At 60.6% G+C, this 18,275-nt stretch carries 15 protein-coding genes; 12 read left to right on the forward strand and 3 right to left on the reverse strand.

Annotated features, from left to right (window positions below; all coding sequences use genetic code 11):
* Nucleotides 1-314: 314 nt before the first annotated feature.
* From PMI31_RS21710 to PMI31_RS21725, 4 genes are all read left to right on the forward strand, one after another.
* Nucleotides 315-788: a MarR family winged helix-turn-helix transcriptional regulator gene (locus PMI31_RS21710; protein WP_008020670.1), complete on the forward strand. Its 474-nt coding sequence runs from the start codon at nt 315-317 to the stop codon at nt 786-788.
* On the forward strand, nt 785-2,254 hold the full coding sequence (locus tag PMI31_RS21715; RefSeq protein WP_008020672.1) for an efflux transporter outer membrane subunit: 1,470 nt from the start codon (nt 785-787) through the stop codon (nt 2,252-2,254). The genes PMI31_RS21710 and PMI31_RS21715 overlap by 4 nt, the downstream gene beginning before the upstream one ends.
* 15 nt (nt 2,255-2,269) lie before the next feature.
* Nucleotides 2,270-3,472, forward strand: a complete 1,203-nt coding sequence (locus PMI31_RS21720; protein WP_008020674.1) for an HlyD family secretion protein — start codon at nt 2,270-2,272, stop codon at nt 3,470-3,472.
* A gap of 146 nt (nt 3,473-3,618) precedes the next feature.
* Complete coding sequence (locus PMI31_RS21725) at nt 3,619-5,151, forward strand: DHA2 family efflux MFS transporter permease subunit (protein WP_008020676.1); 1,533 nt, start codon at nt 3,619-3,621, stop codon at nt 5,149-5,151.
* Between the two features lie 97 nt (nt 5,152-5,248).
* Here the strand turns inward: PMI31_RS21725 and lpxH are convergent, their stop codons facing one another.
* Together lpxH and PMI31_RS21735 are read right to left on the reverse strand one after the other, a co-directional pair.
* Nucleotides 5,249-6,001, reverse strand: a complete 753-nt coding sequence (gene lpxH / locus PMI31_RS21730; protein WP_008020678.1) for a UDP-2,3-diacylglucosamine diphosphatase — start codon at nt 5,999-6,001, stop codon at nt 5,249-5,251.
* Nucleotides 5,998-6,501, reverse strand: a complete 504-nt coding sequence (locus tag PMI31_RS21735; RefSeq protein ID WP_008020681.1) for a peptidylprolyl isomerase — start codon at nt 6,499-6,501, stop codon at nt 5,998-6,000. Before PMI31_RS21735 ends, lpxH begins: the two co-directional genes overlap by 4 nt.
* A 251-nt stretch (nt 6,502-6,752) precedes the next feature.
* Here PMI31_RS21735 and PMI31_RS21740 point away from each other — a divergent pair, with 251 nt between their 5' ends.
* Nucleotides 6,753-8,450 carry a glutamine--tRNA ligase/YqeY domain fusion protein gene (locus tag PMI31_RS21740; RefSeq protein ID WP_008020683.1) on the forward strand — a complete coding sequence of 566 codons (1,698 nt, stop codon included), beginning with the start codon at nt 6,753-6,755 and terminating at the stop codon, nt 8,448-8,450.
* Between the two features lie 15 nt (nt 8,451-8,465).
* Nucleotides 8,466-9,848 carry a cysteine--tRNA ligase gene (gene cysS, locus PMI31_RS21745; RefSeq protein ID WP_008020685.1) on the forward strand — a complete coding sequence of 461 codons (1,383 nt, stop codon included), beginning with the start codon at nt 8,466-8,468 and terminating at the stop codon, nt 9,846-9,848.
* 197 nt (nt 9,849-10,045) lie between these two features.
* On the opposite strand, the gene PMI31_RS21750 is transcribed toward cysS, so the two are convergent.
* The gene (locus tag PMI31_RS21750; protein ID WP_008020686.1) at nt 10,046-11,899 is read right to left on the reverse strand and encodes a sigma-54-dependent Fis family transcriptional regulator; all 1,854 of its coding nucleotides are present in this window, start codon (nt 11,897-11,899) and stop codon (nt 10,046-10,048) included.
* A gap of 365 nt (nt 11,900-12,264) precedes the next feature.
* On the opposite strand from PMI31_RS21750, the gene PMI31_RS21755 reads away from it, so the two are divergent.
* From PMI31_RS21755 to PMI31_RS21780, 6 genes are read left to right on the forward strand one after another with little or no spacing between them, the layout of a single operon-like run.
* Nucleotides 12,265-13,359, forward strand: coding sequence for an ABC transporter ATP-binding protein (locus PMI31_RS21755; RefSeq protein WP_008020688.1), 1,095 nt, complete (start codon nt 12,265-12,267; stop codon nt 13,357-13,359).
* Nucleotides 13,359-14,495, forward strand: coding sequence for an ABC transporter ATP-binding protein (locus PMI31_RS21760; protein WP_008020689.1), 1,137 nt, complete (start codon nt 13,359-13,361; stop codon nt 14,493-14,495). Before PMI31_RS21755 ends, PMI31_RS21760 begins: the two co-directional genes overlap by 1 nt.
* A complete protein-coding gene (locus PMI31_RS21765; RefSeq protein WP_008020692.1) occupies nt 14,492-15,358 on the forward strand; it encodes a carbohydrate ABC transporter permease in 867 nt (288 codons plus the stop codon). Before PMI31_RS21760 ends, PMI31_RS21765 begins: the two co-directional genes overlap by 4 nt.
* Before the next feature lie 8 nt (nt 15,359-15,366).
* Nucleotides 15,367-16,167: a carbohydrate ABC transporter permease gene (locus tag PMI31_RS21770; RefSeq protein ID WP_008020693.1), complete on the forward strand. Its 801-nt coding sequence runs from the start codon at nt 15,367-15,369 to the stop codon at nt 16,165-16,167.
* A gap of 10 nt (nt 16,168-16,177) precedes the next feature.
* Entirely contained in the window at nt 16,178-16,450 is a 273-nt protein-coding gene (locus PMI31_RS21775) for a DUF2160 domain-containing protein (RefSeq protein WP_043302552.1), read from the forward strand.
* Between the two features lie 48 nt (nt 16,451-16,498).
* Nucleotides 16,499-18,241, forward strand: a complete 1,743-nt coding sequence (locus tag PMI31_RS21780) for an ABC transporter substrate-binding protein (protein WP_008020695.1) — start codon at nt 16,499-16,501, stop codon at nt 18,239-18,241.
* The last annotated feature ends 34 nt before the right edge of the window (nt 18,242-18,275 follow it).

Raw genomic sequence — 18,275 nt, forward strand, 5'->3', positions numbered from 1 at the left:
GAGCAGGACCGGAGCGAGGGAATGCCGAGCCTTGGCGAGGCACCGAACGTCAGGGGCAAGAGCCCTTGGTTACTTGGGGCTTTTCCAAGTAACCCGCTGTAAGAGCGGAACCAATAGTCGCCGTCACCGCAGCGATGGATATGTACACCATCAACAATAAGGTCAGAAAAGCGGTGACATCCGTCTATGACCACAAAACCCGACACCACCGGTCAACTATTTACCAAGCCTGCTAACTATTACGTTGACATTCGCTGCCTAGGCAGTAACATCTCGACACACATTCACTGCCTAGGCAGCTAATTGGTGGTCAGATGAAACATTTCTCCCCAGACGATTTCCACAATTGCCATCTCGGTCTGTTGCTCGGGCGTGCCGCGCTGCTCAAGGACCGGATCCTCGACACTCGCATGGAGCCCCACGGCATCACCGCCGCGCAGTTCAAGGTGTTGATCATCATGGCCCAGTACGGCGTCGATTCGCCGGGCGAGTTGTGCCGTCACCTGTCCCTCGACAGCGGCTCGATGACGCGCATGCTCGATCGTCTGGAACAGAAAGGTTTCCTGGCCCGCCAACGCTCCGATGCGGATCGCCGTCAGGTGCAGCTTGTACTCACGGAAGAGGGCCAGAAGCTCGCCGGGCTGTTGCCGCACATCGGCGCCGAAGCCATGAATGAACTGGCCGGTGCCATCACTCCGGAAGAGTTGAAGACCCTGGAGCTGATCCTGAAGAAAATTTTGCTGGCAGCCGGTGACCCGATCACCTTGCTGCGTGTAGGTGACAAATGAGCAGTAAACCCTTGCGTACCGGTCTGAGCCTGGTGTTGTTGGCCATGAGCCTGGCCGGTTGCGCCAGTTACAGCGGCCTGAAGACCGAAGGTGTCAAACTCGACGCGAAGAGCCTCAAGGCCGGGCAATCCCTTGGTGGCGTGGCCTTGTCGCCGGCCGCCTGGCCGAAAAGCGACTGGTGGAAAAGCCTCGGCGATCCGCAACTCGACGGGCTGATCCGCGAGGCCCTGCGCGACAGCCCGGACATGCAGATTGCTGACGCCCGTGCCCATCAGGCCAGTGCTGCCGCTTCTGCAGCTGACGCCGAGCGGATGCCGACCCTGGATGCCAGCGCCGGTGTCAGCCGCTCGCGCCTGGCCCGGGACCAGGACCCGCTCGGAAAGGGCGACGCTTACGCCACCATTCGCAACATCAGCGCCGGTTTCAACTACAACTTCGACCTGTGGGGCGGTCAGCGCGATGCCTGGGAAGCCGCCCTCGGCCAGGCCCGTGCTGCCGAAGTCGACCAGCAGGCTGCGCAACTGACGCTGGCCGCCGATGTCGCCCGGGCCTATAGCGATCTCGGTCAGGCGCACATCGTCTACGACCTGTCCAGCGAAGACCTCAAGCGCACCCGGCAAATGCTCGAGCTGAGCCAGCGGCGCCTGACTGCCGGGATCGACAGCCAGTACCAGTTCCAGCAGACCGAAAGCCTGGAAGCCACCGCCCAGGCCAACCTGATCGACGCGCAAAAGCGCCTGAACAGCGCGAAAATCGCCCTCGCGGTGCTGCTCGGCAAAGGCCCTGACCGCGGCAACGAAATTGCCCGACCCAACATTCTTCAGCCGAGCGTGGTAGCGCTACCTTCGGTGCTGCCAGCCGAACTGCTCGGGCGTCGCCCGGACCTGGTGGCCGCGCGCTGGCGGGTCGAGGCGGCGAGTAAAAGCATCGACGCCGGCAAGACCCGGTTCTATCCCAACTTGAACCTCAGCGCCGCTGCCGGTGCCGAATCCTTGCTGGGCGATGCGATGTTTGGTTCGGCCAGCCGCTTCTTCAACATTGCACCAACGATCTCTGTGCCGATCTTCGACGGTGGCCGCTTGCGCGCCGACCTCGACTCGCGTGACGCCGATTACGACCTCGCCGTGGCGCAGTACAACAAAAGCCTGGTGAAGGCGCTGGGGGATGTCAGTGACAGCATCAACCAGTTGCGCGATATCGGCCGGCAAATCGCTGCCCAGCAGCACGCCACCGACATCGCCCAGGATTCCTATAACACCGTGGTCCAGCGTTACGGTTCCGGCATCGGCAACTACCTGGACGTGCTCAGCATCGAGCAGCAATTGCTCCAGGCCCAGCGTCAGCTGGCCAACCTGAATGCCGAGCAGATTGACCTGTCGATCCAACTGATGCAGGCGCTGGGCGGCGGTTTCCAGCCTGAGGCCATTGCCTCGGCCGATGCCACTCCAGCCACGCTGACCCACTAATTCAAGGTACTTGTCATGGCCACTGCCGATACAACTCAACCTCCTGAAAACACCCAGGGCAATCCCAATTCGGGCAAGCGCAAGTTCATGCTGTTGGTGCTGGCTGCCGCCGTTGCGCTCAGCGGCGCGGGCGTCTGGGCTTACCACGAGTTCTACGGGCGCTGGAGCGAAAGCACCGACGACGCCTATGTGAACGGCAACGTGGTGGAAATCACGCCGCTGGTCACCGGCACCGTGGTCAGCATCGGCGCCGATGACGGCGATCTGGTGCATGAAGGCCAGGTGCTGGTGAACTTCGACCCGAACGACGCCGAGATCGGCCTGGAAAATGCCCAGGCCAATCTGGCCCGCACCGTGCGCCAGGTGCGTGGCTTGTACAGCGATGTGGATGGCATGAAAGCCCAGGTCAACGCCCAGAAAGCTGAAGTGCAAAAGGCCCAGGACAACTTCAGCCGGCGCAAGAATCTCGCCGCCGGCGGGGCGATTTCCCAGGAAGAGCTGTCCCACGCCCGCGACGACCTGACCTCGGCGCAAAACGCCCTGGCCAACGCCGAACAAAAACTCAAGACCACCAGCGCGCTGGTCGATGACACCGTGGTTTCATCGCACCCGGACGTGATGGCCGCCGCCGCGCAATTGCGTCAGGCTTACCTGAACAACTCACGCAGCGTCCTGATTGCACCGGTCACCGGTTACGTGGCCAAGCGTTCTGTACAACTGGGCCAGCGTGTGCAACCGGGTACCGCGCTGATGGCGGTGATTCCGCTGGATCAGCTGTGGATCGACGCCAACTTCAAGGAAACCCAGTTGCGTGACATGCGCATTGGCCAGCCGGTCGAGATCGAAACCGACCTCTATGGCAGCGACGTCAAATACAGCGGCACCATCGACAGCCTTGGCGCCGGGACCGGCAGCGCGTTTGCCCTGCTGCCGGCGCAGAACGCCACCGGTAACTGGATCAAGATCGTGCAGCGCGTGCCGGTGCGGATCCACGTCAACGCCGAAGAGCTGGCCAAACACCCCTTGCGGGTCGGCCTTTCGACCATGGTCGACGTGAACCTGCACGACCAGAGCGGGCCGGTGTTGGCGCAACAACCGCCGCAGAAGGCTTCGTTCAGCACCAACGTCTACGACCGTCAGTTGGCCGAGGCCGACGCGATGATCACCCAGTTGATCCACGACAACAGCGCAGCGGTCAGCAAAACCGCGCAACGCTGATATGCCATCACATCGACCCTGTAGGAGCGGGCTTGCTCGCGAAGGCGGAGCGTCAGGCGACATCCATGTTGAATGTGCTGACCTCTTCGCGGGCAAGCCCGCTCCTACAGGATTAGCTGCGCCCGTCTGGCTTCAAAGGATTTGCGATGAGCAATAACGCGTCTTTCACACCGCCCAGCCTGTTGCTCAGCACCATCGGCCTGTCGCTGGCGACCTTCATGCAAGTGCTCGATACCACCATCGCCAACGTGGCGTTGCCGACGATCTCCGGCAACCTGGGCGTGAGTTCGGAGCAGGGCACCTGGGTGATCACCTCGTTTGCGGTGAGCAACGCCATCGCCTTGCCGCTGACCGGCTGGCTCAGTCGGCGTTTTGGCGAGGTGAAGCTGTTTGTCTGGGCGACATTGCTGTTCGTGCTGGCCTCGTTTTTGTGCGGGATTTCCACGTCCATGCCCGAGTTGGTGGGCTTCCGGGTGCTTCAAGGGGTTGTAGCCGGGCCGCTGTACCCAATGACCCAGACCCTGCTGATCGCGGTTTACCCCCCGGCGAAACGGGGGATGGCCCTGGCGCTGCTGGCGATGGTCACGGTGGTCGCGCCGATTGCCGGGCCGATCCTCGGCGGCTGGATCACTGACAGCTACAGCTGGCCATGGATTTTCTTCATCAACGTGCCGATCGGCCTGTTCGCTGCCTGGGTGGTAACCCAGCAGATGAAAAAACGCCCGGTGGTCACCAGCCGCCAACCAATGGATTACGTCGGGTTGATCGCGCTGATCATCGGCGTCGGGGCGCTGCAGATCGTGCTCGACAAGGGCAACGATGCCGACTGGTTCGAATCGAGTTTCATCGTGATCGGCTCGGTGATTTCGGTGGTGGCCCTGGCGTTCTTCGTGATCTGGGAAATGACCGACGAGCATCCGGTGGTCAACCTGCGCCTGTTCGCCCATCGCAACTTCCGTTACGGCACCATTGTGCTGATTCTGGGGTACGCCGGGTTCTTCGGGATCAACCTGATCCTGCCGCAGTGGTTGCAGACGCGACTGGGCTACACCGCGACCTGGGCCGGTTTCGCCGTGGCGCCGCTGGGAATCCTGCCGGTACTGCTGTCGCCGTTTGTCGGCAAGTACGCACCGCGCTTCGACATGCGCGTGCTGGCGGGCGGGGCGTTCCTGGCCATCGGCCTGAGCTGTTTCATGCGCGCAGGCTTCACCAATGAAGTGGACTTCCAGCACATCGCGCTGGTGCAGTTGTTCATGGGGATCGGCGTGGCGCTGTTCTTCATGCCGACGCTGACCATCCTGCTGTCGGACCTGCCACCGAGCCAGATTGCCGACGGTTCCGGGCTGGCGACGTTTTTGCGGACCCTGGGCGGCAGTTTCGCGGCGTCGTTGACCACCTGGATCTGGATTCGCCGGGCCGATCAACACCATGCCTACCTGACCGAAAGCATCACCCCGTTTGATCCGGCGACCCGCGAAGCGCTGACCCAGCTGGGCGGGGCTGGGGCCAAGGCCTACACGCAGCTGGAGCAGACGGTGATCGGCCAGGCGTACATCATGTCCACGGTGGATTACTTCACCTTGCTGGGCTGGATGTTCCTGGGGCTGATCCTGATCGTGTGGCTGGCCAAGCCGCCGTTTACCGCCAAGGCTGGGCCTGCGGCTTCCGCAGGGCACTAAATCCTGTAGGAGCTGGCTTGCCGGCGAACCAGACGACGTGGTGTATCAGATACGCCCCCTTCGCCGGCAAGCCGGCTCCTACAGAGGCGCGGTGAGGTTATAAGTGGGGAAGCGCAGGTGTCGGCGGCGGGGCAAAATCGAACGGCGCCAGTGCAAACCCTTGTTCGTCGACCTGCAATGCCCAGCCCTGACGATCCCAATCCCCCAGCACAATGCGCCGGGCCGCCTGCTCGCCAAGCTGCAACTTGTGAATCGCGGGACGGTGGGTATGCCCGTGGATCAGGGTTTTCACCCCGAATTGCTGCATGATCCGCGGAATCTCTTCGGGCGTGACATCGACGATGTCATTGGCCTTCATCCGTGTCTGCGCACGGCTTTCACTGCGCAGCTTGCGCGCCAGCTTGTGCCGGGTGCGCAGGGGTAGATGCCGCAGGATGAACAGGGTGATCGGGTTACGCAGATAACGACGCAGCTTCATATAGCTTTCGTCGCGGGTGCAGAGACTGTCGCCGTGCATCAGCAGCACCGGCTCGCCGTTGAGTTGCACGACACTCGGATCCTTCAACAGTGTGCAGCCGGCTTCTTTGCAGAACGCCTTGCCGAGCATGAAGTCGCGATTGCCGTGCATCAGGAAAATGGCCGTGCCGCTGTCGCTGAGGTCGCGCAGGGCCTGGCAGATGGAACGCTGGAAGGGGGTCATGGCGTCGTCGCCAATCCACACCTCGAAGAAGTCGCCCAGAATGTACAACGCACTCGCCGAGCGGGCGCGTCCGGCGAGCAAATCCAGAAACGCCCGGGTAATGTCCGGGCGCTCCTCTTCCAGATGCAAGTCTGAAATCAGCAGTATCACTCAATGATCTCGGCTTTCTCGATGATCACGTCGTCTGCCGGTACGTCCTGGTGGCCGGCCTTGGAAGTGGTGGCCACGCCTTTGATCTTGTCGACAACGTCGGTGCCGGCGGTCACTTTACCGAATACCGCGTAGCCCCAGCCTTGAACGTTCTTGCCGCTGTGGTTCAGGAAGCTGTTGTCCGCCACGTTGATGAAGAACTGGGCGGAAGCCGAATGCGGCTCCATGGTGCGGGCCATGGCGATGGTGTACTTGTCGTTGGAAAGACCGTTGTCAGCTTCGTTCTGGATGCTTGGACGCTTGTCTTTCTTTTCTTTCATGCCTGGCTCGAAACCGCCGCCCTGGATCATGAAGTTACCGATGACACGGTGGAAAACAGTGTTTTCGTAGTGACCGGCTTTAACGTACTCGACGAAGTTGGCCACGGTGATCGGGGCTTTTTCGGCGTTCAGTTCGAGGACGATGTCGCCGAAATTGGTAGTCAGTTTGACTTGGGTCATGATCGTTACTCTTCTAAGGAATTCGTGGTTTTGGGACATGTCATCCCGCAACCGGTTCAGCCTGGCTCGGCCAAGGTGCGCAGTTTAGCGTGACAGGCACGAATTTCGAGGCTGTTTTTTCATATACGGCCTATTAAATGCGACGGTTTACAGAGCGCGCTCTGTCAGGCCCTTGACAGCATCGGCTATGATAGCGCCTTTGTTTTGTCCGGCCTTCATTACGGCCATGCACCTGTACGTTCAAGGATCCTATGAGCAAGCCCACTGTCGACCCTACCTCGAATGCCAAGACCGGCCCTGCCGTGCCGGTCAACTTCCTGCGGCCGATCATCCAGGCAGACCTGGACTCGGGCAAGCACACGCAAATCGTCACCCGTTTCCCGCCTGAACCCAACGGCTACCTGCACATCGGTCACGCCAAGTCGATCTGCGTGAACTTCGGCCTTGCCCAGGAATTCGGCGGCGTCACGCACCTGCGTTTCGACGACACCAACCCGGCCAAGGAAGACCAGGAATACATCGACGCGATCGAAAGCGACGTCAAATGGCTGGGCTTCGAGTGGTCCGGTGAAGTGCGCTACGCCTCGCAGTATTTCGACCAGCTGCACGACTGGGCGGTAGAGCTGATCAAGTCCGGCAAGGCCTACGTCGATGACCTGACCCCTGAGCAGGCCAGGGAATACCGTGGCACCCTGACCGAACCGGGCAAGAACAGCCCGTTCCGCGACCGTTCGGTGGAAGAGAACCTCGACCTGTTCGCCCGCATGAAGGCCGGCGAGTTCAAGGACGGCGCACGCGTGCTGCGGGCCAAGATCGACATGGCTTCGCCGAACATGAACCTGCGTGACCCGATCATGTATCGCATCCGCCACGCTCACCACCACCAGACCGGCGACAAGTGGTGCATCTACCCGAACTACGACTTCACCCACGGTCAGTCGGACGCCATCGAAGGCATCACCCATTCGATCTGCACCCTGGAGTTCGAAAGCCACCGTCCGCTGTACGAGTGGTTCCTCGACAACCTGCCGGTGCCGGCCAACCCGCGCCAGTACGAGTTCAGCCGCCTGAACCTGAACTACACCATCACCAGCAAGCGCAAGCTCAAGCAGCTGGTCGATGAAAAACACGTCAACGGCTGGGACGACCCGCGCATGTCCACGCTGTCGGGTTTCCGCCGCCGTGGCTACACGCCGAAATCGATCCGCAACTTCTGCGAAATGATCGGCACCAACCGTTCCGACGGCGTGGTCGACTTCGGCATGCTCGAATTCAGCATCCGTGACGACCTCGACCACAGCGCCCCGCGTGCCATGTGCGTACTGCGTCCGCTGAAAGTCGTGATCACCAACTACCCGGAAGGCCAGGTCGAGAACCTCGAACTGCCGTGCCACCCGAAAGAAGACATGGGCGTGCGCACGTTGCCATTCGCCCGTGAAATTTACATCGACCGTGACGACTTCATGGAAGAGCCGCCGAAGGGCTACAAGCGCCTGGAGCCGGCTGGTGAAGTGCGTCTGCGTGGCAGCTACGTGATCCGTGCCGACGAAGCGATCAAGGACGCCGATGGCAACATCGTCGAACTGCGCTGCTCGTACGATCCGGATACCCTGGGCAAGAACCCGGAAGGCCGCAAGGTCAAAGGCGTAATCCACTGGGTGCCGGCTGCGGCCAGCGTCGAGTGCGAAGTGCGTCTGTACGATCGTCTGTTCCGTTCTCCGAACCCGGAGAAGGCCGAAGACAGCGCCAGTTTCCTGGACAACATCAACCCTGACTCGCTGCAGGTACTCACTGGTTGTCGTGCCGAGCCTTCGCTGGGCAACGCACAGCCGGAAGACCGTTTCCAGTTCGAGCGCGAAGGTTACTTCGTCGCGGATCTCAAGGACTCGAAACCAGGTCAGCCGGTATTCAACCGTACCGTGACCCTGCGTGATTCGTGGGGCCAGTGATTCAAGGAAGTTAACGTGCTTACGATTTACAACACGCTCACCAAGAGCAAAGAAGTCTTCAAGCCGCTCGATGGCAACAAGGTGCGCATGTACGTGTGCGGCATGACCGTGTACGACTACTGCCACCTCGGTCACGGCCGCAGCATGGTCGCGTTCGACCTGGTGACGCGCTGGCTGCGCTTTAGCGGCTACGATCTGACTTATGTGCGCAACATCACCGACATTGACGACAAGATCATCAACCGGGCCAACGAGAACGGCGAGTCGTTCGAAGCCTTGACCGAGCGCATGATCGCGGCGATGCACGAAGATGAAGCGCGCCTGAACATCAAGAAGCCGGACATGGAGCCGCGTGCCACGGATCACATCCCGGGCATGCACGCGATGATCCAGACCCTGATCGACAAGGGTTACGCCTACGCCCCGGGCAATGGCGACGTGTACTACCGCGTCGGCAAGTTCATGGGCTACGGCAAGCTGTCGCGCAAGAAGATCGAAGACCTGCGTATCGGCGCCCGCATCGAAGTCGACGAGTCCAAGCAGGACCCGCTGGACTTCGTGCTGTGGAAAGCCGCCAAGCCGGGCGAGCCGAGCTGGGAATCGCCGTGGGGCGCCGGGCGTCCGGGCTGGCACATCGAATGCTCGGTGATGTCGACTTGCTGCCTGGGCGAAACCTTCGACATTCATGGCGGTGGCAGCGACCTTGAGTTCCCGCACCACGAAAACGAAATCGCCCAGAGCGAAGCGGCCACCGGCAAGACCTACGCCAACGCGTGGATGCATTGCGGCATGATCCGCATCAATGGCGAGAAGATGTCCAAGTCCTTGAACAACTTCTTCACCATCCGCGACGTGCTCGACAAGTACCACCCGGAAGTCGTGCGTTACCTGCTGGTGTCGAGCCACTACCGCAGCGCCATCAACTACTCGGAAGACAACCTCAAGGACGCCAAGGGCGCCCTGGAGCGTTTCTACCACGCGTTGAAAGGCCTGCCGAGCGTGGCTCCGGCGGGTGGCGAAGCCTTCGTCGAGCGCTTCACCCAGGTGATGAACGACGACTTCGGTACGCCGGAAGCCTGCGCGGTGCTGTTCGAGATGGTCCGCGAGATCAACCGCCTGCGCGAGAGCGATCTGAACGCAGCGGCCGGTCTGGCAGCCCGTTTGAAAGAACTGGCCAGCGTGCTGGGCGTGTTGCAGCTGGAAGCCGATGACTTCCTGCAGGCCGGTGCCGAAGGGCGGGTGGATGCCGCGCAAGTCGAGGCGCTGATTGCAGCACGCCTGGCGGCACGTGCCGGCAAGGACTGGGCCGAATCCGACCGCATCCGCGACCAGCTCACCGCCATGGGCGTGGTGCTGGAAGACGGCAAGGGCGGCACGACCTGGCGTCTGGCTGATTGACAGCTGTAGTGCTTAAAAACAAAACCCGCCTTGTGCGGGTTTTTGTTTTTTGGAGCGGCAATGGTGTGGCGGTGTTTGGGCTGACGTCTTCGCTGGCAAGCCAGCTCCTACAGAGATTGTGGCGTACGCGATATTAGAGAACGGCGCGACCTTGTAGGAGCTGGCTTGCCAGCGAAGAGGCCCGCTCGGCCAACGTGTCATTCCACTTGGCGCAATCGCTTGTAAAGGGTATTGCGGCTAACCCCCAACCGCCGCGCCAGATGGGAAATATTCCCCCCAACCGCCTGTAACTGCCGGTTCAACTCCTCGGCATCATCAAGATCAACCGCCAGTGGCTCCTGCGACTCCACCGGCTCCATCTCCAAATCGACAAAAAAATCATCCGGCAAATGCTCCGGCCGTACTGGCTGCTCCTCGGCCATGGCCAGGGCCACCTGAATCACGCTGCTGACCTGGCGCAGGTTGCCCGGCCAGGGATGGCGGTCGAACAGCTCCAGCACCTCACGGCTCAAACCCGCCCACTGGCTCGGCTCCCGGTGCTGCTCCCATAGACGTTTGAACAGCGCCTGCTTGTCGCTGCGCTCGCGTAGCGGTGGCAACTCCAGGGTCAAACCGCCGATACGGTAGTACAAATCCTCGCGGAAACGTCCCAGTTGTACCTGTTCACGCAAGGAGCGGTTGGTCGCGGAAATGATGCGGATATCCACCGGGAACAGCTCGCTGCTGCCCACCGGTTGCACACAACGCTCCTGCAACACCCGCAACAGTCGCGCCTGGGTCGGCAGCGGCATGTCGCCGATTTCGTCGAGGAACAGCGTACCTTTGTCGGCCTTGCGGATCAGGCCGATACTGCCTTTCTGGTTGGCCCCGGTGAACGCGCCTTTCTCATAACCGAACAGCTCGGATTCCACCAGTTCGGCGGGGATCGCTGCGCAGTTGACGGCAATCAGTGCCTGTTTGCTGCGCGAGCTGGCCTGATGCAGGGCTTTGACGAAGACTTCCTTGCCGACCCCGGTTTCGCCGTGGATCAACAGCGGAATGTCTTTTTCCAGCAGGCGTTCGGCCTGGCGCACGGCTTTTTCCACGTGGCTGTCGCCGAAGTGCAGGGTGCTGAGGCTGATCGCCGCCGGTGTCGGGTTTGCCACGGCAGGTTCGGCGCTCTTGTTTTCAGAAAATAGCCGCGGCTGGATCGGAACCTGCTTCGGCCTTTTCAGCAGGCACTGGAAGCGATTGCGTCCCGCGGCTTGCAGCGAGAAGGGCAGGCCTTCGGGCTGATTCAACAATTCCAGCAGCGAGACCTTGAACAGGCTCTCGACACTGACCCGCGACAGACTGATGCCCAGCAGATTGTCCGCCCGGCGGTTGGCCGACAGTACCTGACCGGTTTCATCGAAAATCAGCAAGCCGGCCCATTGGCTGTCGAGGTTGTTCAGGCCGGTATTGAACGTCAGTTGGAAATGTTGGCCATGGAACAGGTTGAGAATCAGCCGGTTCTCCACGGTCTGGCTCATCATCTTGACCATGCCCAGGGTGTGCGATGGTGGCAGATAGCTGTCGCTGGACACGTCCAACACCGCGATCACCTTGCGCTCGGCATCGAAAATCGGCGCGGCGGAACCGGTCATGAAGCGGTTGGCCTTGAGGAAATGTTCGTCGTGCTCAATGTGCACGGCCTGTTCGCAGGCCAGGGCGGTGCCAATGGCGTTGGTCCCGGTGCAGCGTTCCATCCAGCTGGCGCCGGCGCTGAAGCCGCGGGCCAGTTTGGGTTCGATGAAGCGCTGCGTGCCCCATGACGTGAGCACCTGGCCCTGATGGTCGGCGAGCATGATCAGGCAATTGGAATTGCTGAGGATGTTCTCGTAGTAGGGCAGCACTTCCTGATGGGTGGTTTGCACCAGTGACTGCTGGCTCTCCAGCAGTTGCGCGATGCCCGCGGCCGGCAATTGGTCGAAGGCCGGCGTGCTCTGATGACTGAGGCCGAACGCGCGACAACGGGACCAGGAGTCCTGGATGATGGCGTCGTGAGATAACGCGGGGGCAGGTGCGGCCATTCAAGTCAGCCTCTGAAAAAACGCTTTTATTGTTGTTATGGGTTTTGCACGTGATAACGCTGATACACCACATACCCGTAGGAGCCGGCTTGCTGGCGACGGCGTCATCGAAAGCGCCATCGCCAGCAAGCCGGCTCCTACTGGTATGCGTAAAACGGTCTGTAGAGTGTTGTTCACTAATGTTCATTGTCAACCGATGAAGTGTTCAGTTGTTCAGTCGCGGTTGTTCATTTGTGTTCAGCAACGAACGTGACTCCGTAGTCATTTTCAGGAATTTCAAACTGAATCAATCGTTTGCAATTTCTGGCACAAATGTCGCTATACAGCTCCGGTCGCTTGATTCCAAAAACAAAAAAGGCCGAGCCATGTCATTAACCCTGGAGCATGTCAGCCGCACCGTCGAGGGCCAGACCTGGATCGACGATGCCAACCTGAGTTTCGAACCCGGTTCCTTCAACGTTTTGCTCGGGCGAACGCTGTCCGGCAAAACCAGCCTGATGCGCTTGATGGCCGGGCTGGACAAGCCCGACAGCGGTCGCATCCTGATGAATGGCGTCGATGTCACCCAACGCCCGGTGCGCTTGCGCAACGTGTCGATGGTGTATCAGCAGTTCATCAATTACCCGACCATGACCGTCTTCGAGAACATCGCCTCGCCGCTGCGCCAGGCCGGTGTGTCCAGCGAGCTGATCCAGAGCAAGGTGCTGGAAACCGCGAAGATGTTGCGCATCGAGAAGTTCCTCCAGCGCCATCCCCTCGAACTCTCCGGCGGCCAGCAACAACGCACGGCCATGGCCCGGGCGCTGGTCAAGGATGCCGAGCTGATCCTCTTCGACGAGCCGCTGGTCAACCTCGACTACAAGTTGCGCGAAGAGCTGCGCCAGGAAATGCGCGAGCTGTTCAAGGCGCGCCATACCATCGCGATCTACGCCACCACCGAACCCAACGAAGCCCTGGCCCTGGGCGGCACCACGACCATTCTTCACGAAGGCCGGGTGATCCAGAGTGGCCCGTCTTCCTCGGTCTATCACCAGCCGCAATCGGTGCTGGCGGCGGAGCTGTTCTCCGAGCCGCCGATCAACCTGATGCCGGGACGCATTGCCGGCAACGAAGTGAGTTTCGCCAACTTCGTGCACTTTCCGTTGAACGTCGATTTGCGTCCGGTGGGCGAGGGCGAGTTTCGCTTCGGCGTGCGGCCCAGCCATATCTCGCTGGTGCCGAGCAACGACGATGACCTTGAACTGGCGGTGACCGTCGAGGTGGCCGAGATCAGCGGTTCGGAAACCTTCCTGCACGTGCGCAACGAGCATTTCCTGCTGGTGCTGCACTTGCCCGGTGTTCACGAATACGACGTCGATGCGCCGATCCGCATCTACATCCCGACCCATAAACTGTTTGTGTTCGATACGCAGGGGCGGCTGGTACAGGCGCCGGGCCGGCGTGTCGCGAGGGTTGCCTGATGGCCGAAATCCGTTTGCAGAACCTCGCCCACAGTTACACCAGGATCCCGGTGGGACCTGAGGACTACGCGATCCGCGAGATGGACCACATTTGGGAGCAGGGTGGCGCCTACGCGTTGCTCGGTCCATCGGGCTGTGGCAAGTCGACCTTGCTCAACATCATTTCCGGGCTGCTCAGCCCGTCCCAGGGCCATGTGCTGTTCGATGGCAAAGCGGTCAACAACCTGACCCCGGAGAAGCGCAACATTGCCCAGGTTTTCCAGTTTCCGGTGGTCTACGACACCATGACGGTGTTCGACAACCTGGCCTTCCCCTTGCGTAACCAGGGCATGGCCGAAGCGAAAATTCACACCAAGGTGCAGGAAATTGCCGAAGTCCTCGACCTTCAGAATCTGCTGAGCAAAAAAGCCCGCAACCTCACCGCCGACGAAAAACAGAAAGTCTCCATGGGCCGTGGGCTGGTGCGCGATGACGTGTCGGCGATCCTGTTCGATGAGCCACTGACGGTGATCGACCCGCACCTGAAGTGGAAGCTGCGGCGCAAGCTCAAGCAGATCCACGAGCAGTTCAACATCACCATGGTCTACGTCACCCACGATCAACTGGAGGCCTCGACCTTCGCCGACAAGATCGCGGTGATGTACGGCGGACAGATCGTGCAGTTCGGCACGCCAAGGGAATTGTTCGAGCGGCCGAGCCATACCTTTGTCGGCTACTTCATTGGCAGCCCGGGGATGAACCTGATCGAAGTGCAGCCGCAACCGGGGGGCGTCGGGTTCGCCTCGACCCACTTGCCGCTGTCCGAGGCCATGCAACAGCGTATCGCCGAATCTGAATGGAAAACCCTGAAGGTCGGTATTCGTCCGGAGTTCGTCCATGTGTGGGACGAAGCCTTTGATGACGCGTTGCGGGCGCAGGTCGTACACGTCGAAGACTTGGGCACTTACAAGATCATGACCCTCAACCTCGATGGCGTGCCGCTGAAGGTGCGCCTGGCCGAAGACAAACCGGTGCCGCAAGGCACGGCCTTCATCAGTTTTCCGGCGCAATGGCTGATGGTCTACGCCGACGAATTCCTCCTGGAAACCCAAAGCATTAATGAAGCGTCTGCCAACAAAAAAGAGGCACAGCCATGAACAAGGTGCAGAACAACAAGGCCTGGTGGCTGGTGCTGCCGGTGTTCCTGCTCGTGGCGTTCAGTGCGGTGATCCCGATGATGACCGTGGTCAACTATTCGGTGCAGGACATTTTCGACCAGTCCAGCCGCTATTTCGTCGGCGCCGACTGGTACAAGCAGGTACTGCTCGACCCGAGGCTGCATGACTCGCTGCTGCGTCAGTTCATCTATTCCGCCTGTGTGCTGCTGATCGAAATCCCTTTGGGCATTGCCATAGCCCTGACCATGCCGACCAAGGGCCGCTGGTCTTCGGTGGTGTTGATCGTGCTGGCGATCCCGTTGCTGATCCCGTGGAACGTGGTGGGCACCATCTGGCAGATCTTCGGCCGCGCCGATATCGGCCTGCTCGGTTCGAGCCTCAATGCCATGGGCATCAGCTACAACTATGCGGCGAGCACCATGGACGCCTGGGTCACCGTGCTGGTGATGGACGTCTGGCACTGGACCTCGCTGGTGGCGCTGTTGTGCTTCTCCGGGTTGCGGGCGATACCGGATGTGTATTACCAGGCGGCGCGGATCGACCGTGCCTCGGCCTGGGCGGTGTTCCGGCATATCCAGTTGCCCAAGCTCAAGAGTGTGCTGCTGATCGCCGTGATGCTGCGGTTCATGGACAGTTTCATGATCTACACCGAGCCGTTCGTACTCACGGGCGGCGGTCCGGGCAATGCCACGACCTTCCTCAGCCAGACCCTGACCCAGATGGCCGTAGGGCAATTCGACCTGGGGCCGGCAGCGGCATTCTCGCTGGTGTACTTCCTGATCATCCTGTTGGTGTCCTGGCTGTTCTACACCGCCATGACTCACTCTGACGCCAACCGCTGAGGCCCGCCATGAGCAAAAGAAAGCTGATTCCGCTGCTGCTCTACATTTTGTTCCTGCTGGTTCCCATCTACTGGCTGCTGAACATGTCGTTCAAGAGCAACACCGAAATCCTCGGCGGCCTGACGCTGTTTCCGCAGGATTTCACCTTCCACAACTACAAGGTGATCTTCACCGACCCGAGCTGGTACACCGGCTACCTCAACTCGCTGTATTACGTGAGCCTGAACACGATCATTTCCCTGAGCGTGGCACTGCCGGCGGCCTATGCGTTCTCGCGCTATCGCTTTCTCGGCGACAAGCACCTGTTCTTCTGGCTGCTGACCAACCGCATGGCGCCACCGGCGGTGTTCCTGTTGCCGTTCTTCCAGCTGTATTCATCGATCGGGTTGTTCGACACCCACATCGCCGTGGCCCTGGCCCACTGCCTGTTCAACGTGCCGCTGGCGGTGTGGATTCTCGAAGGCTTCATGTCCGGCGTGCCCAAGGAAATCGACGAAACCGCCTACATCGATGGCTACAGCTTTCCCAAGTTCTTCGTGAAGATTTTCATCCCGCTGATCGGCTCCGGCATCGGCGTCACGGCGTTCTTCTGCTTCATGTTTTCCTGGGTCGAACTGCTGTTGGCGCGCACCCTCACTTCGGTGAACGCCAAACCGATCGCAGCGGTGATGACCCGCACTGTCTCGGCATCCGGTATCGACTGGGGCGTACTGGCGGCGGCGGGGGTGTTGACCATCCTGCCGGGCATGCTGGTGATCTGGTTTGTTCGCAACCACGTGGCCAAGGGCTTTGCCCTGGGCCGGGTATGAGGAACTGATGATGGAATGGATGAGTTGGACCGTCCCCACGACGGCGTTCTTCGGCGTCATTGCCTTGATCCTGGTGGGCATGACCACCTGGGAGTTGCGTTCGCCGAGTGTGCTTCGGCGAGGTTTCCTGCCGATTGCCACCACCCGTGGCGATCGGTTGTTTATCGGTCTTCTCGGCAGCGCCTACCTGCATTTGCTGGTAATCGGCGTCACCGACTGGAGCATCTGGGTCGCCTTCGCGATGTCCCTGGTGTGGCTGTTGGCTGTGATGCGTTGGGGCTAGTCGAGTCGCTCGGCAATGTTGCTCCGAAATCCCATACAGGAGGTCTCTATGTTCGACAAAAACAATAAGCTGCGACATAGCATTTCATTGGCAGCCATGCTGGCACTCAGCGGGTTGAGCGCAGCGGCCTGGGCCGATGCCTATGAAGACGCTGCGAAGCAATGGATTGGCAGCGAATTCAAGCCATCCACCCTGACGGCCGATCAGCAACTGGCGGAATTGAAGTGGTTCATCAAGGCCGCCGAGCCGTTTCGCGGGATGGACATCAAGGTCGTCTCGGAAACCATCGCCACCCACGAGTACGAGTCCAAGGTGCTGGCCAAGGCCTTCACTGAGATCACCGGGATCAAAGTCACCCACGACCTGCTGCAGGAAGGCGATGTGGTGGAAAAACTGCAGACCGTGATGCAATCGGACAAGAGCATCTATGACGGCTGGGTCAACGACTCGGACCTGATCGGTACGCACTTTCGCTACGGCAAGACCGAATCGATCACCGACCTGATGGCCAATGAGGGCAAGGACTTCACCTCGCCGACCCTGGACCTCAAGGATTTCATCGGCCTTTCTTTCACCACCGCGCCCGACGGCAAGCTCTATCAACTGCCTGACCAACAGTTCGCCAACCTCTATTGGTTCCGCGCCGACTGGTTCGAACGCGCGGACCTCAAGGCCAAGTTCAAGGAAAAGTACGGCTATGAGTTGGGCGTGCCGGTGAACTGGTCGGCCTATGAAGATATCGCGAAATTTTTCAGCGAAGACGTCAAGGAAATCGACGGCAAGCGCGTCTACGGGCACATGGACTACGGCAAGAAAGACCCGTCCCTGGGCTGGCGCTTCACCGATGCCTGGTTCTCCATGGCCGGTGGCGGCGACAAGGGCATCCCCAATGGCTTGCCGGTGGACGAGTGGGGCATTCGTGTCGAAGACTGCCACCCGGTGGGTTCCAGCGTGACCCGCGGCGGCGACACCAACGGTCCGGCGGCGGTGTTCGCCACTACCAAGTACGTCGATTGGCTGAAGAAGTACGCGCCACCGGAAGCGGCGGGCATGACCTTCTCCGAATCGGGTCCGGTGCCATCCCAGGGCAGCATCGCCCAGCAGATTTTCTGGTACACCGCCTTTACCGCCGACATGACCAAACCGGGCCTGGCGGTGATGAATGCCGACGGCACGCCGAAATGGCGCATGGCGCCGTCGCCGCGTGGCCCGTACTGGGAAGAGGGCATGAAACTGGGCTATCAGGACGTGGGCTCCTGGACCTTCATGAAGTCCACGCCTGAGAAGCAGAAACTGGCGGCCTGGCTTTACGCGCAGTTCGTGACCTCGAAAACCGTATCGCTGAAGAAAACCATCGTCGGCCTGACCCCGATCCGCGAGTCGGACATCAACTCGCAAGCCATGACCGACCTGGCACCGAAACTCGGTGGCCTGGTTGAGTTCTATCGCAGCCCGGCCCGTGTGCAATGGACCCCGACCGGGACCAACGTGCCGGATTATCCGCGTCTGGCGCAGTTGTGGTGGAGCCACATCGCCGAAGCCGCCAGCGGCGACAAGACTCCGCAACAGGCACTGGACGGCCTGGCCAAGGATCAGGACGCAATCATGACCCGTCTGGAACGCTCGAAGGCGCAAGCCACCTGCGCACCGAAAATGAACCCCGAGCGCGACGCGCAATACTGGTTCGATCAGCCAGGCGCACCGAAGCCGAAGCTGGCCAATGAAAAGCCGAAGGGCGAAACGGTGAGCTACAACGAACTGCTGAAGTCGTGGGCGGATGCGCGTAAGTAATGTCTGGACTGTGAAAGGCGAACGGCACCGGGAG

The sequence above is a fragment of the Pseudomonas sp. GM55 genome, assembly GCF_000282395.1.
Lineage (GTDB): Bacteria > Pseudomonadota > Gammaproteobacteria > Pseudomonadales > Pseudomonadaceae > Aquipseudomonas > Aquipseudomonas fluorescens_CC.

Excerpts from the sequence above, each read along its gene's own strand:
- PMI31_RS21710 (WP_008020670.1), top strand. The coding sequence starts at position 315 with ATGAAACATTTCTCCCCAGACGATTTCCACAATTGCCATCTCGGTCTG.
- PMI31_RS21715 (WP_008020672.1), top strand. The coding sequence starts at position 785 with ATGAGCAGTAAACCCTTGCGTACCGGTCTGAGCCTGGTGTTGTTGGCC.
- PMI31_RS21720 (WP_008020674.1), top strand. The coding sequence starts at position 2,270 with ATGGCCACTGCCGATACAACTCAACCTCCTGAAAACACCCAGGGCAAT.
- PMI31_RS21725 (WP_008020676.1), top strand. The coding sequence starts at position 3,619 with ATGAGCAATAACGCGTCTTTCACACCGCCCAGCCTGTTGCTCAGCACC.
- PMI31_RS21735 (WP_008020681.1), bottom strand. The coding sequence starts at position 6,501 with ATGACCCAAGTCAAACTGACTACCAATTTCGGCGACATCGTCCTCGAA.
- PMI31_RS21740 (WP_008020683.1), top strand. The coding sequence starts at position 6,753 with ATGAGCAAGCCCACTGTCGACCCTACCTCGAATGCCAAGACCGGCCCT.
- PMI31_RS21750 (WP_008020686.1), bottom strand. The coding sequence starts at position 11,899 with ATGGCCGCACCTGCCCCCGCGTTATCTCACGACGCCATCATCCAGGAC.
- PMI31_RS21755 (WP_008020688.1), top strand. The coding sequence starts at position 12,265 with ATGTCATTAACCCTGGAGCATGTCAGCCGCACCGTCGAGGGCCAGACC.
- PMI31_RS21760 (WP_008020689.1), top strand. The coding sequence starts at position 13,359 with ATGGCCGAAATCCGTTTGCAGAACCTCGCCCACAGTTACACCAGGATC.
- PMI31_RS21765 (WP_008020692.1), top strand. The coding sequence starts at position 14,492 with ATGAACAAGGTGCAGAACAACAAGGCCTGGTGGCTGGTGCTGCCGGTG.
- PMI31_RS21770 (WP_008020693.1), top strand. The coding sequence starts at position 15,367 with ATGAGCAAAAGAAAGCTGATTCCGCTGCTGCTCTACATTTTGTTCCTG.
- PMI31_RS21775 (WP_043302552.1), top strand. The coding sequence starts at position 16,178 with ATGGAATGGATGAGTTGGACCGTCCCCACGACGGCGTTCTTCGGCGTC.
- PMI31_RS21780 (WP_008020695.1), top strand. The coding sequence starts at position 16,499 with ATGTTCGACAAAAACAATAAGCTGCGACATAGCATTTCATTGGCAGCC.